Below are 12,365 nucleotides of genomic sequence, written 5' to 3'. Positions count from 1 at the left end.
GGTGGGAGTAGTGGCCTGTCGTGCTGTCGCTCCCTGGGAGGTCGTGGATGCCGTCGGTGGTCGGGCTGTTGGAACAGCGTGAGCTGGGTGCTCGCCGTCGTGTAGACGAGCTACGGGAGGAGGCCGACCGTATCCAGGCCGAGTTGGCCGTGGCCGAGCGGGAATGGAAGGAGTGGGCCATCGCCTGCTCGCGGGTCGGTGAGGTGCTGGCCCCGGCGGACGAGAGCGGGCAGGACCGCGCCCGGGTCGAGGGGACCGCGTCGGCCGCCGGGGAGCAGGCCGGAAAGACGTCGCAGGTGCCGGATGCGGCGAATATGAAGCCGCAGGTGCCGGTGTGGCGTGAGGGGCTGGCCTGGTCGGTGCTGTCGGTGGACTACCAGCGCATCCTGCAGGTGCTCGCGGACCGGCACCGGCTCCATCAAGGGCCGCTGACCTGCCAGGAGAGGGCCGCGGCGTTCGGCATGGACGCGGTGCCGGCACGCATGGAGGCGCTGCGGTCGACGGCGAAACGCCTGGTCGCGCGCGGCTGGCTGGCCGAGCCCGCGCCGGGCAGATTCACCCTCGCGCAGACCGTGGCCGGGCCAGGCGGCGGGTCATGAGCAGGATCATCGACCAGTAGATCACCGCTTCGGCGCTGGTGGTGCGGCGTTCGTAGTCGCGTGCCAGGCGGCGGGTGCGCATCAGGTGGGCGAAGAGGCGCTCGACGATCCACCGCTTGGGCAGCACCACGAAGCCGCGCATGTCGTCGCTGCGCTTGACGATCGCCAGGACCAGGGCGAACGCGGTGAGGCAGTACTCGACGGGGGGGCCGGTGTAGCCGCCGTCGGCCCAGATGAGGGCGAGCCGGTGGTGCGCGTCGGCCACCTCTTCCAGCAGCACCCGGGCGGCGGCGCGGCCGCCAGTGTCCGCGGCGGTGACCATCACCCCCAGCAGCTGGCCGAGCGTGTCGACCACGACGTGCCGCTTGCGCCCGTTATCTTGAGCCCGCACGAGTGTGTCCTTCATGTGCGTGAAGCACTCTGAAGTTTCCCCAACTCCCGTCGTGGATGCGGTTATCTGCTGCTGTCCAACACGGAAGGGGTGAATGCGCGATGCGCGTACAGAGGGTGCTGGCACCCGGGTCGACGACGGAATCGTGGACGCTGCTGGGGGATGATCTGCGACCGGTCGATCCGGTCGAGTCGTTCCTGGCCTACCTGACGGCGATCGAGCGGTCGCCGAACACCGTCAAGGCGTACGCCCACGACCTGAAGGACTGGTGGTACTACCTCGACGGTCGTGAACTGGACTGGAAATCAGTGGACTTGGAGGCAGCGGGCTCCTTTGTGGCCTGGCTTCGGCTGCCGCCCCTAGCCCGGAGCGGGACGGTGGCGGTGCTGCCGACGGTCGAGTACCACTGCACGGCTTCCAGCGTGAACCGCAAACTCTCGCGGTCAGCACGTTCTACGAGTTCCACGCCCGCAGCGGCATCGAGGTCGCCGACCTGCTGGTGACGATGCGCCCGGCCGGACCGCATCGATCGGCGGCCACCTCCTACAAGCCGTTCTTGCAGCACATCGCCTCCGGCAAGCCCGAGCGGACCCGGACGATCAAACTCAAGACCGGACGGAAGCACCCCCGCGTCCTGACTGCCGCCCAGGTCCAGAAGATCCTGGACTCCTGCGAACACCTGCGGGACCGGCTGCTGTTCGCCCTGCTGCTGGACACTGGGGTCCGCATCGGTGAGGCCCTCGGCCTGCGGCACGACGACATCGCGATCGCCGAACGGCATGTGACCGTGGTGCCGCGGCAGAACGACAACCGGGCCCGCGCGAAGGCCGGCCGGTCCCGCAGCATTCCGGCGAGCGCGGAGCTGATGCGTCTGTACTCGGACTGCTTGCACCGCGAGTACGGCGCCCTGGATTCCGACTACGTCTTCGTGAACCTCTTCGCCGAACCCCACGGCCGCCCCTGGGGCTATCCGGCCGTCTATGACCTGGTCAGACGGCTCCGGAAGGCCACCGGGATCGCTTTTGAACCCCACCCATACCGCCACACCTACGCCACCTGGCTGCTTCGCCGCGGGGCCGGGATGGAGACGGTGAAGGAGTGTCACAGCCGGACCTCCCGGCCGGTGAACCAGCCTGCGGCCTCCAGCGTCCGCACCTTCCCGCCGAGAAGGCATCGGGACGGACGAGCTGCTTGAGCAGCTCATGGCCGTCGTCCGATCCGAGTTCCGCACCGAGATCTACGTCCCCGCTCCGGACGACCCCGTCTTCATCGCCGACGAGTGCGCGGTCATGGACTGCGACCGACGGCAGCGTCGGCCAGGCGCGGACTCTGCAACGCCCACGACATCCGGTTCCGCAAGCGCGGCCGCCCGCCGATGACGGACTTCCTCGCCGAACCCGGCCCACCGGTCCGAGGCCGCAGATCGCTGGCCGCCTGCGTCATCGACGGCTGTCGCTACGGACGCCGCGCCAGAAACGGCTTGTGCTCCAAACACCACGACCGTTGGAGCCGGGCCGGCAAGCCCGACCCGGCCACCTGGAATGCCCCTGACCTGGCCCCACGTGACACCACGACGTCCGAGTGCCGTCTGCCGTTCTGCAACCTCTTGGTCGAAAACCCCGCCAAGCTCTTCTGCACGGACACGACGACCGCTGGCACCGCCACGGCCGCCCCGACCCCGACCACTTCATCGCCGACTGCGAACTGGTCGGAACCGCCAGCATCGATCTGCGTGACCTGGCCCCACAACTGAAACTGGAGATCCAGTACGCGCTGCAATGCCGCCACGACGCCCGCTCCCGCATCGCCGCCCCTCGCCTGGTCATGCCGGCAGTCCGACGCGTCAAGGCACTCGGGGTCGCCTCGCTGCTGGACCTATCGGAACAGCAGCGGCGCCAAAAGGTCGGGGCCCAGGCCGACGAGTCGGCTCTGTTCCTCCTCGACGCCCGTGACGGGCTGGAGGCCCTGCGCGACGGAACTGGCTGGGGGATCGAGTACCCCAGAGATGTGTGGCGGCTCCACAAACTGCCCGGCATCACCACCCCGGCTGGACGTCCCTGTCCACGCGCCCGGCTGCGATTCGACCGCATCCCCCAGTTCTGGCTCCGTGAGCTGGGCAAACGATGGACGAGGTTGCGGCTGACGTCCGGGTTGAGCATTGGTGCGGCCCGCGCCGGGGTCGACGCGCTCATCTGCTTCGGCGGTTTCCTCACGTCCGCCGGCGTCGATGCGCTCGCCGAAGTGAACCGGCCGCTGCTGGAGCGCTACCTCGCCCACGTGATGTCACAACCCGGCGGGCACAGCATGAAGAAGACGAGGATCGGCGCGCTCAACCTGTTCTTCCAGAACATCCGGCAGTACGGCTGGGAGGAGACCCTGTCCGGCACCGCGGCCTTCTACGTCGGCGACGTCCCGCCGGTCCCCGAGCAAGTCGACCGGCGCCTTGCCGAGTACGTCATGACCCAGATCGAGTCGCCCGGCAACCTGGACCGCTGGCCCGACGCGGCAGGCCGATTGGTCACCCTCATCCTCACCCGCTGCGGACTGCGCATTTCCAGCGCTCTGGCCCTCGACTTCGACTGCTTCCTCCACGACGGCCAGGGCGCCCTACTTCAACACCAAGATGAGGCGCGGGGCGGCCGTGCCCATTGACGAGGAACTCGAAGCAGCTATACGCGAGCAACAACGCCGGATGCTGGACCGGTGGCCGGACGGGACGGTCTGCTTGTTTCCCCGCCAACGCGCCAACGTCTCGGGGAACCTCCCGCTGGCGGACGGCACTTACCGGCGGATGCTCGGCCGCTGGCTGGAGACCTGCGAGGTGCGTGACGAACACGGCCGGCCAGTACACCTGACACCCCATCAATGGCGGCATACCTTCGCCTGCCGACTCATCAACCGAGACGTCCCGCAAGAGGTTGTCCGCGTCCTCCTGGACCACGATTCGCACAAGATGACCTCGCACTACGCCAAGATCACCGACCAGACGGTGCGGCGGCACTGGGAACAGGCAACCAAGGTCAACATCAAGGGCGAACGCGTAGTCCTTGATCCCGACGGACCGCTCGGTCAGGCCCAGTGGGCCAAGACGCGCTACGGCATCGCCACCCAGACCCTACCCAACGGCTACTGCGGGTTGCCTGTTCAGAAGACCTGCCCACACGCCAATGCTTGTTTGACCTGCCCGGTCTTCCTCACCGGGCCGGAGTTTCTGCCGGAGCTCCGCGAACAGCGCACCCGCACCCTGACGTTGATCGACAACGCAAAGAGCTGTGGTCACAGCCGCATGACCGAGATGAACCAACAGGTCGCCGACAACCTCGACCGCATGATCGGCGAGATGGAAGAAGGTCACGGCGAGGGCGAGGAGACCGCGGATGCCGGCTGACAACTCCCACCTGATCGTCGACGCGGCCCGTCGCCGATCCGCGGCGACCCGCCGACGGGCGGTCGCCGCTTCCTGCTGCGGATGGACGCCACCGGCACCGCGATCACCTTCGAGACCGTCGCCCGCGAAGCGGGCGTCTCCCGGTCCTGGCTCTACAACCAGGCGGACCTGAGAGCCGAGCTCGAGCGACTCCGCGCCGGCCGCCGGCCGATCCCCGCGGCCCGGCCGGTTCCAGACCGGCAACGAGCCTCCGACGCCTCCCTTCTGCGACGTTTGGAGGCTGCCACCGAGCGCAACCGACAACTGGAGGCCGAGAACCGGGAGTTGCGTGATGCCGAACAAGAAATCTTCTGCCGTCATGGGACCGTGCTGAGGAGACCGTCAAGGACAGCGTCCTCCACACAACGCACCAGGTCAGGCACCTACAAGATCAGCGGGCTCAAGATAACGCCCGACGATCTTCTTCCCGGCGTCGATGCCGCCGGAGGCAAGCACGCGGGTGGAGGTTTTCACGCTCTGCGCGTCGATCACGCAGGCCGACGGTTCGGCCTCCCGTCCTTCCTTCTGCCGTAAGAGTTGCCTGAGCAGGCCGTTGAGCTGGGCGAACACGCCTTCCTGCTGCCACCTGGCGAAGTAGCCGTAGACCGTGTTCCAGTGGGGAAAGTCGTGCGGAAGGTAGCGCCACTGAACCCCGGTACGGTCCACGTCACTTGTCGCCCTGCCCCGGGCGGCCCGGACGCAGCGCGGCGGCACAGGCGGGAACCGGCGCGTCCACTGGTGGATCGTCTCGCGGCTGACTTCGATACCACGCTCGAGCATCAACTCCCCCGACGTCGCGCCAGGCGCAGGCTGAACCGGTGGTACAGCCACACATAGTGGGAGATGAACCTCCGGCGGGAAACGGAACCCCCGGTACGACACCGCGTCCACGAGCAGCCCTCCCGGCGATCCGACCAGACGGACGATCATGCCAGCCGAGGAGGCCTCCACTCAACCTGACCATGCCCCCGCGAGAGCGTGTCTCAGTAGGGGCCGTTGACGTTGTCGATCGAGCCGTACTTCACCGCCGCGTAGTTGCACGCCGCCGTGATGTTCGCGACCGGGTCGTAGGGGTCCATCGAGGTGCCGAGGACGTGGTAAGCCTTGAAGGTCGGGTCGTGTGAGCGATCACGAAATTCCCCAGGTGGGGCGGGTGCCGCGTCACGTAATTCCCCACCCTCGCGGTCACGTAATTCCCCAGGGGGATCGCGGGTGGCGGGGGTCATAGTCCTGGCCGTTGAGAAGACGCACGCTTCCTCGATCAGTGGTTCGAGGTCGAGGGAAGCGCACGATGGCAAGGAGAACGTTCAACGTGGTCGACGTGACCGAGATCTACGTCCACTGGTATGCGGGCCGCTCGAAGAGTGAGCTGTCCGCGTCGCTGGGAGTAGACCGCAAGACGATCAGGAAGTACCTGGCCCCGGCGGAGGCTGCCGGGATCACCCCGGGCGGCCCTGCGATGACCGAGCGGGACTGGGCCGGGCTGATCAAGGGCTGGTTTCCCGAGCTCGGCGACGTCCGGCTGCGGCAGGTGACCTGGCCGGAGATCGACAAACACGGTGATTACATCAAGAGCCTGCTGGGGACGGTGACCGTCTCCACGATCCACCAGCGGCTGCGGGACGAACACGCCTTGACGGTGTCGGTGTCCAGCTTGCGGCGGTGGATAGCGGCGACGCTGCCCGAGGAGACCCGCCGCTCGCAGGTCACCGTCCTGCGTGACGAGGTCGAGCCGGGGCTGGAGGCCCAGATCGATTACGGCTTCCTCGGCCAGTGGATCAACCCGCGCAGTGGGAAACGGCACCGGATCTGGGCGTTCGTGATGGTGCTGCCGTGCTCGCGGCACATGTTCGTCCGGCCGGTGATCCACCTGGACCAGGACGCCTGGACCGAAGCCCACGTCGAAGCATTTCGCTTCTTCGGCGGCATCCCGCGGCGGCTGGTGCCCGACAACCTCAAGACCGGGGTGGACAAGCCCGACCTCTACGACCCGAAAATCAACAAGGCGTATGCCGAACTCGCCACCCATTACGGCGCGTTGGTAGATCCAGCTCGCGCCCTGAAGCCAAAAGACAAGCCCCGGGTCGAGCGCCCTATGCCCTATATACGTGACTCGTGGTGGCGGGGCCGGGAGTTCGTCTCGATCGAGCAGATGCAGACCGAGGCCATCAAGTGGTGCGCCGAGGTGGCGGGCCGTCGGCAGTGCCGGCCGCTGGGCGGGGCCTCTCCGCTGTCGGTCTTCGAGGCCGTCGAGGCCGGCGCCCTGCTGCCGCTGCCGAAGACGCCGTTCGTGCTGGCCCGCTGGAGCACGGCGACCGTCGGCCCGGACATCCACATCAAGGCCGGCCGCACCCTCTACTCGGTGCCCTGGAAACTCATCGGCGCCCGCGTCGACGTCCGCTCCACGGCCGCCTTCGTGTAGATCTTCCACGACGGCGAACTGGTCAAGACCCACGCGGCACTTGAGCAGGGCAAACGCACCCACCACGGCGACTACCCGCCGGAGAAAATCGCTTTCCCTATGCGGACCCCTGCCTGGTGCCGCACCCAGTCCGCGCAGGTCGGCGCCGCCTGCAAGGAAAGGAGGTGATCGACGGGCTGCTGGAGATCAACGCGCTCTACCGGCTCCGCGCCGCCCAGGGAGTCCTCGGCCTGCGCAAGAAGTTACGGCGATGCCCGGCTGGAGGCCGCCTGCGCCAAGGCCAGCACGGTCGGCGACCCGTCTTACCGCACCATCAAGGGCATCCTCATCGCCGGCACCGAGACCGAACCCGCACCCGAGAGCTCCGGCGACGGCGGAGCCGCCGCGTTCCTGCACGGCCCCAAGCGGCTCTTCGCGACCGCGGCGACCCCCGACATGACGAACGCCGGCCGTGATGACCACCGTCACGAAGAAGGAGTCGCGTGATGAGCATCATGGACACCGCCCTGCGCGACGCGCTCCGCGCGCTGAAGCTCTCCGGCATGCTGGAAACCCTGGACGCCCGCCTCGCCCAGGCTCACGGCGGCGAGCTCGGACACCTGGAATTCCTCCAGACGCTCTGCCAGGATGAGATCACCCGCCGAGACACCGTCGCGTTCCAACGCCGCCTGCTCCGGGCGAAGTTCGAGCATCAGGTCACCCTGGAGGAGTTCGATTTTTCGGCCTCGCCGAAACTCCCGGCCGCCCAGATCCGCGACCTGGCGGCCTTGCGCTGGCTGCACACCGGAGAGTCCGTCATTTTGTTCGGGCCGGTCGGTGTCGGGAAGACACACGTCGCCCAGGCGCTGGGGCATCTGGCGATCCGGCAGGGCGCGAATGTCCGCTTCGCCAAGACCAGCCGCATCCTGGCGGACCTGGCCGGTGGCCACGCGGACCGCACCTGGGACCGACACTTGCGCGAGCTGGTACGTCCCGACGTGCTCATCCTCGACGACTTCGCGATGCGCCAGCTCACCGCGGCCCAGGCCGACGACCTCTACGAACTGGTCAGCGACCGCCAGGGCCGGTCGTTGATCCTGACCAGTAAGGGCTCGTAGCGAAACAAGTTATGAATCAGTCGCGCGGCGCGTACGTTTCCTGCTATGCCGATCGATATGGAGTCCCTGGCCCGGCGCTACGAGGCGATCCGGGATCACCTGACCGAGCGGCAGCGACGGTTGTGGCTCGGCAACGAGGCTCGTGAGCTGGGTGGCGGCGGTGCACGGATCGTCTGTGAGGCGACCGGGGTGTCCCAGGACACGATCCGACGGGGCCGCGGGGAACTGGACGATCCGCAGCCGCTGGCGGTCGGGCGGTCCCGGGGGCCGGGAGGCGGCCGCAGACGGGCCGAGGTCCTGGACCCGCAACTGGCCGTGGACCTGGATGCCCTGGTCGAGCCGGAGACTCGTGGTGATCCGATGAACCCGCTGCGCTGGACCACGAAATCGCTGTCGCACCTGGTTGCCGAGCTGGTCAATCGGGGACACCGGTGCACCGAGAACGTCGTGGCCCGACTGCTGCACGAGGCCGGCTACTCCTTGCAGGGCAACGCCAAAACCGTCGAGGGCAAGCAGCACCCCGACCGCGACGCCCAGTTCCGCTACCTCAACGATCAGGTCAGGGCGGCCCTCGCTGCCGGACAGCCCGTCGTGTCCGTGGACTGCAAGAAAAAGGAACTGATCGGGAACTTCAAGAACGTCGGCAAGGAATGGCGACCGCCTGGGGACCCGGTGAAGGTCAACGTCCACGACTTCCCCGGACCGGCCGGCAAAGCCATCCCCTACGGCGTCTACGACATCGGCGCCAACGCCGGCTGGGTCAGCGTCGGCATGGATCACGACACCGCCGCGTTCGCCGTGAACACCCTGCGGACCTGGTGGAACAACGTCGGCCGGGCCGCATATCCGCAGGCCACGACACTGACGATCACCGCGGACAGCGGCGGATCCAACGGCAGCCGACTACGGGCCTGGAAGACCGGGCTGGCTGCCCTCGCCGCCGAGACCGGCCTGTCGATCACCGTGCTGCACCTGCCGCCGGGTACTTCGAAGTGGAATCGCATAGAGCACCGGCTGTTCTCCGCAATCACCATGAACTGGCGCGGGACACCACTGACCAGCCACGAGGCCGCCGTTTCCCTGATCGGTGCGACGACGACCGAGACCGGCCTGACCGTGTCCGCGGCCCTGGACACCGGTGTCTACCCCACAGGCATCAAGATCAGCGACAAGGCCATGAAGGCCCTCCCGCTGACCCGTCACGAAACCCACGGCCAGTGGAACTACACCATCAGCCCACCCGCCGACACTCCCGAACCCGCAGACGTTAAATCACACTGAGCCCCAACCGGGCACCCAGCGACTGGTATCCGCTCTTCCCCAACCCCGTGGTCGCCGAGTCGCTCCTGGACCGGCTGATCAACACCAGCCACCAGGTCATCATGAACGGCCCCAGCTACCGGCCCAACAAGCGCCCCCGAGCGGGCACCGACAAGACAAACAAGCCCTCGATCAAGTAGACATGGACAGGGCCAGGACCTGGGGAATTACGTGACGCCGGGCCCGGGGAATTACGTGATCGTTCACAGCAGCTCATGACCGAGCTCCTCAACGGCCCGGGCGACCCGGCACGCGAGATCCTCCAGCAGCGCTATCTCATGTGACTGACGGTAGCGGAAAGTAGTCAACACTACCGAGTATGGGTGTATCCCACCGGCCTTCACCACCAAAACGAATGCCAGTCACAGGGGCAAGTGACGCTTCGCCGGGATTCGAGAGGATGTGCGGGCCGTCCGCCGGGTGCCGGCGACCCGCTGGACGCCGGAGACGACGGAGTCATAAAGATGCAGGTCCAGGCCACTCTCCCCAGTGGGTACTCTGAGGAGGGCGGTACGCGGCATACTCGACGCATGGCTGGCATCGAGATTGACGACACCACCCGGGATGCGCTGCAGTCCCTAGCCGACGCGGCTGGACTGCCGCTCGACGGCTATCTGGCCCAGGTAGCCGACGAGAAGCGGCGCGAGCGTGCGCTGGCCGATGGCGCCGAGATCTTCCGCCGGGTGACCGGCGACCCGGACACGGTCGCGGCCTTCGACGCCGAGTACGGCGGCCCGGCGCAAGCCGAGCACGCCCCTCGGGCAGCCTGACCAGTGCCTGCCGAGTACTACGTCGATTACCGGTGGTTCCTGGAACGGCAAGCGGAGCTGCTGGACGACCTCTCGGTCAACGACTACTCCGTGTTCGTAGGCCTTGCGGCCCGACACAAGGTCGACCCACCCCGCCATGACCAGCACCAGCCCGACGCATTCTGGCGGGCAGCGGTGATGCTGGAGGAGTGCATCCTGCTGCGCCCGCTGCCCACCCGCAACGAGCTGTACGGCTTCGGTGTGGCCGTCGCCTACCTGGGCCTGCACGGGGAGCGAGTGAACACGAAGTTCGAGGAGTGGCGCAAACTGATCGCGGACATCCGTGCCCTGCAGCTCGACTCGTACGACATCGCCGAGCGGCTCCGATCCCTGCGCCAACCCTCCAGCTGACTCCGGCTGCCCTACCATCCCTGGCATGCCGCGGTGAAGAAGGCACGCGCCGGGGAAGAGGCAGCCGCGGCTGACAAGAGAGACCCACTCGAGAAGGAGCCTGTCGCTAACGCAGCGGGTCCCGCATCATCGTCGCGAAGACCGGCGAGTCGTCGAACGGCTGCTGAGTACCGATCTGCTTGTAGCCCCAGGACTCGTACACAACCTTGAGGCGCCCCTCGGAAAGCGCTGGATTGACCAGCAGTGTGACGCGCTTCTCTTGGCGTTGCGACAGCAGCTCCTCGTGCAGGGCATGCGCAGCCCCCTTGCCCTTGGCTCCCCGCCACTGTCGGCGTACGAGTATCTCGTTGAGGGCCAGGGTCCTCGTGCCGTCTTCCGTCACGTACTTGGCGGCGAGGGGCTCGCGTTCGGCAGACCACCATCCGGTGTCCTCGCCGAGCGGCACGGCGAAGACGTATCCGACTGGTTCCTCGCCCTGATATCCGACGACGGCCTCCCAGCCGGGGCGGGACGAGTACGCCGTCAGCCGCTCGTTGAACCGCTCACGCTGGTAGAAGGGCCGATCCATCAGCCCGAACTCTCCACGCACTTCGACGTGGATCCCGACAATGAGTTCCCGGACCTTCTCTACGTCACGGGTCCGACGGTAAGCGATCCTGTCGTTCATGCGGCTGCCTTCCGGTGCTCGAGCCACGCAGTGGTCTCTGGACTGCGCGGCGCCACGGACGTGAGTTGGGTGGTGAATTTGTGCAAGAGCATGGAGATGCGACCGTGCCCAACCATCCCAGCCGGAACGGTTCGAGCCGCCGTGACGGCTGGCTCGATGTCGCCCTGACCGAGCTGGGCGAGGGCCAGGTTGGCATGCGTCAGGGCGCGGTTCCGTTCGAGGTCAGGTTGCAGCGCAGCAAGGCAACGGTGTGCGTGACGTTCGGCGTCCTCCCACTTCATGAGCCGCAGGTGAGCGAAGGTGGCCAGGCTGTCGAGTTCCGCCTGATCGTAGAAGCCCATCCACGGCGGGCGGTGCTTCGTCTGGTCGGCCCGGTTGTAGCTGGCCTGCGCGAGACTGATCGACCGGAGCGCACTGCGCTCGTCTCCCGCGTCGGCGTGGAAGGTCGCGAGTCGCGCCAGCGCCAGAGAAGCGTACAGCGGGTCACTGCGAGTGATAGACGTCGCACGGGCCGCTTCAGCGGCAGCAATGGCATCGGCGGGACGGCCAAGGTGCCGGTACATGATCCCGGCATGGCCCCATACCCGGAAGAGGACGTGACGGTTGTTGGCCAGGCCAGCAAGAGTGACGGCCTGGTTGAGGTAGGGCTCTGCCTCGTCGAGGCGCCGGCCGTCGATAGCGGCCCACATGGCGCTCGCCGTGAATGCGGCCGCGACACCGTACAGCTCGGACCGAATGCGGTTGGATGCGGCATGAGAGTTCTGCAGGCGCACAGTCTCCTCGGCGAGCCCGGCGGCGTGCCGTTGGAGCTCCGCCGTGCCCCCGTACTTGTTATCCATACTGACGACGGCCGCCAACTTGGCATTCATCCGGTCCACGTCGGCCGATCCAAGCCGGCGTTGCGTGGCGGAGGGCGCGGTCAGTGAAGCGCCTGCGGCGGTGGCCGCGGCCAGGAAAGCGCGTCGATACACGGGGTCGTCCTCGGGTGCTGGGGAATCTGAGTTCTGCTTTCCCCGGGGAACGAAGCCTAACTCTGCGGCTGTTCGGCCCGTCACTTTGTGGAGCGCTGCCTTCATCAGTGCATTGGGCGACCGGTGCTCCCCGCTAAGCAGCTTGTAGATGTGCCGGTCGTGCACTGTTCCGTAGCGACCTGTCAGATCACTGATTGCCGTGTTGACCAGGGACGTTAGCTCCCCCACTGGCACTCCGTGCTCGTGCAGCCACGATGCGAACGTGTCGTTCCGTGCTTCCGGCATGTCAAAACGTTAGGTCTCCTCGCCAC

13 protein-coding genes and 4 pseudogenes are annotated in these 12,365 nt (G+C 67.2%); 13 read left to right on the top strand and 4 right to left on the bottom strand.

All coding sequences use genetic code 11. The features are described 5' to 3' along the window. The first annotated feature begins 47 nt into the window (after positions 1-47). On the top strand, positions 48-599 hold the full coding sequence (locus tag OG985_RS48380; protein ID WP_371666409.1) for a hypothetical protein: 552 nt from the start codon (positions 48-50) through the stop codon (positions 597-599). Here OG985_RS48380 and OG985_RS48375 read toward each other — a convergent pair. Then, positions 556-990, bottom strand: a complete 435-nt coding sequence (locus OG985_RS48375; RefSeq protein ID WP_371666410.1) for a transposase — start codon at positions 988-990, stop codon at positions 556-558. The two genes, OG985_RS48380 and OG985_RS48375, sit on opposite strands and share 44 nt — an antisense overlap. A 101-nt stretch (positions 991-1,091) precedes the next feature. Here OG985_RS48375 and OG985_RS48370 point away from each other — a divergent pair, with 101 nt between their 5' ends. The 6 genes and pseudogenes from OG985_RS48370 to OG985_RS48345 all read left to right on the top strand — a co-directional run. Continuing rightward, complete coding sequence (locus OG985_RS48370; RefSeq protein WP_371666411.1) at positions 1,092-1,493, top strand: site-specific integrase; 402 nt, start codon at positions 1,092-1,094, stop codon at positions 1,491-1,493. Positions 1,494-1,546: 53 nt separating this feature from the next. Further along, entirely contained in the window at positions 1,547-2,185 is a 639-nt protein-coding gene (locus OG985_RS48365; RefSeq protein ID WP_371666412.1) for a tyrosine-type recombinase/integrase, read from the top strand. A 7-nt stretch (positions 2,186-2,192) separates the two neighbouring features. Further along, the gene (locus OG985_RS48360) at positions 2,193-2,369 is read left to right on the top strand and encodes a hypothetical protein (RefSeq protein WP_371666413.1); all 177 of its coding nucleotides are present in this window, start codon (positions 2,193-2,195) and stop codon (positions 2,367-2,369) included. Between the two features lie 202 nt (positions 2,370-2,571). Beyond that, positions 2,572-3,642 carry a hypothetical protein gene (locus tag OG985_RS48355; RefSeq protein ID WP_371666414.1) on the top strand — a complete coding sequence of 357 codons (1,071 nt, stop codon included), beginning with the start codon at positions 2,572-2,574 and terminating at the stop codon, positions 3,640-3,642. Beyond that, positions 3,632-4,378, top strand: coding sequence for a tyrosine-type recombinase/integrase (locus OG985_RS48350; RefSeq protein WP_371666415.1), 747 nt, complete (start codon positions 3,632-3,634; stop codon positions 4,376-4,378). Before OG985_RS48355 ends, OG985_RS48350 begins: the two co-directional genes overlap by 11 nt. A gap of 81 nt (positions 4,379-4,459) precedes the next feature. Then, positions 4,460-4,660: pseudogene (locus tag OG985_RS48345) on the top strand (DUF6262 family protein); the annotation flags it as partial. A 165-nt stretch (positions 4,661-4,825) separates the two neighbouring features. Here the strand turns inward: OG985_RS48345 and OG985_RS48340 are convergent. Then, positions 4,826-5,197 (bottom strand): annotated as a pseudogene (locus OG985_RS48340) (transposase); the annotation flags it as partial. A 532-nt stretch (positions 5,198-5,729) separates the two neighbouring features. Here OG985_RS48340 and istA point away from each other — a divergent pair. The 6 genes and pseudogenes from istA (at position 5,730) to OG985_RS48310 (ending at position 10,416) form a co-directional block, all read left to right on the top strand. Continuing rightward, positions 5,730-7,325 (top strand): annotated as a pseudogene (gene istA, locus OG985_RS48335) (IS21 family transposase). After that, entirely contained in the window at positions 7,325-7,936 is a 612-nt protein-coding gene (locus OG985_RS48330; RefSeq protein WP_371666416.1) for an ATP-binding protein, read from the top strand. The pseudogene istA and the gene OG985_RS48330 overlap by 1 nt, the downstream one beginning before the upstream one ends. Before the next feature lie 45 nt (positions 7,937-7,981). After that, positions 7,982-9,175 (top strand): annotated as a pseudogene (locus OG985_RS48325) (ISAzo13 family transposase); the annotation flags it as partial. An 89-nt stretch (positions 9,176-9,264) separates the two neighbouring features. Beyond that, positions 9,265-9,396, top strand: coding sequence for a hypothetical protein (locus tag OG985_RS48320; RefSeq protein ID WP_371666417.1), 132 nt, complete (start codon positions 9,265-9,267; stop codon positions 9,394-9,396). Positions 9,397-9,786: 390 nt separating this feature from the next. Beyond that, complete coding sequence (locus tag OG985_RS48315) at positions 9,787-10,026, top strand: antitoxin MazE7 (protein ID WP_371666418.1); 240 nt, start codon at positions 9,787-9,789, stop codon at positions 10,024-10,026. A gap of 3 nt (positions 10,027-10,029) precedes the next feature. Continuing rightward, positions 10,030-10,416 (top strand): toxin Doc, encoded by a 387-nt coding sequence (locus tag OG985_RS48310; RefSeq protein WP_371666419.1) that lies wholly within the window; start codon positions 10,030-10,032, stop codon positions 10,414-10,416. 106 nt (positions 10,417-10,522) lie between these two features. Here the strand turns inward: OG985_RS48310 and OG985_RS48305 are convergent, their stop codons facing one another. Beyond that, on the bottom strand, positions 10,523-11,083 hold the full coding sequence (locus OG985_RS48305) for an N-acetyltransferase (protein ID WP_371666420.1): 561 nt from the start codon (positions 11,081-11,083) through the stop codon (positions 10,523-10,525). Further along, complete coding sequence (locus OG985_RS48300) at positions 11,080-12,339, bottom strand: Tat pathway signal protein (protein ID WP_371666421.1); 1,260 nt, start codon at positions 12,337-12,339, stop codon at positions 11,080-11,082. The genes OG985_RS48305 and OG985_RS48300 overlap by 4 nt, the downstream gene beginning before the upstream one ends. Positions 12,340-12,365: the final 26 nt, after the last annotated feature.

It is taken from the genome of Streptomyces sp. NBC_00289 (assembly GCF_041435115.1).
In the GTDB taxonomy this organism is placed as follows: Bacteria; Actinomycetota; Actinomycetes; order Streptomycetales; family Streptomycetaceae; genus Streptomyces.
The sequence above is the reverse complement of the archived record's forward strand: the minus strand, read 5'-3'. Positions and strand labels throughout refer to the sequence as shown.

Bases quoted from the DNA above. Each gene is read 5' to 3' on its own strand.
- OG985_RS48300 (WP_371666421.1), bottom strand. From the start codon at position 12,339: ATGCCGGAAGCACGGAACGACACGTTCGCATCGTGGCTGCACGAGCAC.
- OG985_RS48370 (WP_371666411.1), top strand. From the start codon at position 1,092: ATGCGCGTACAGAGGGTGCTGGCACCCGGGTCGACGACGGAATCGTGG.
- OG985_RS48330 (WP_371666416.1), top strand. From the start codon at position 7,325: ATGAGCATCATGGACACCGCCCTGCGCGACGCGCTCCGCGCGCTGAAG.
- OG985_RS48315 (WP_371666418.1), top strand. From the start codon at position 9,787: ATGGCTGGCATCGAGATTGACGACACCACCCGGGATGCGCTGCAGTCC.
- OG985_RS48360 (WP_371666413.1), top strand. From the start codon at position 2,193: ATGGCCGTCGTCCGATCCGAGTTCCGCACCGAGATCTACGTCCCCGCT.
- OG985_RS48380 (WP_371666409.1), top strand. From the start codon at position 48: ATGCCGTCGGTGGTCGGGCTGTTGGAACAGCGTGAGCTGGGTGCTCGC.
- OG985_RS48305 (WP_371666420.1), bottom strand. From the start codon at position 11,083: ATGAACGACAGGATCGCTTACCGTCGGACCCGTGACGTAGAGAAGGTC.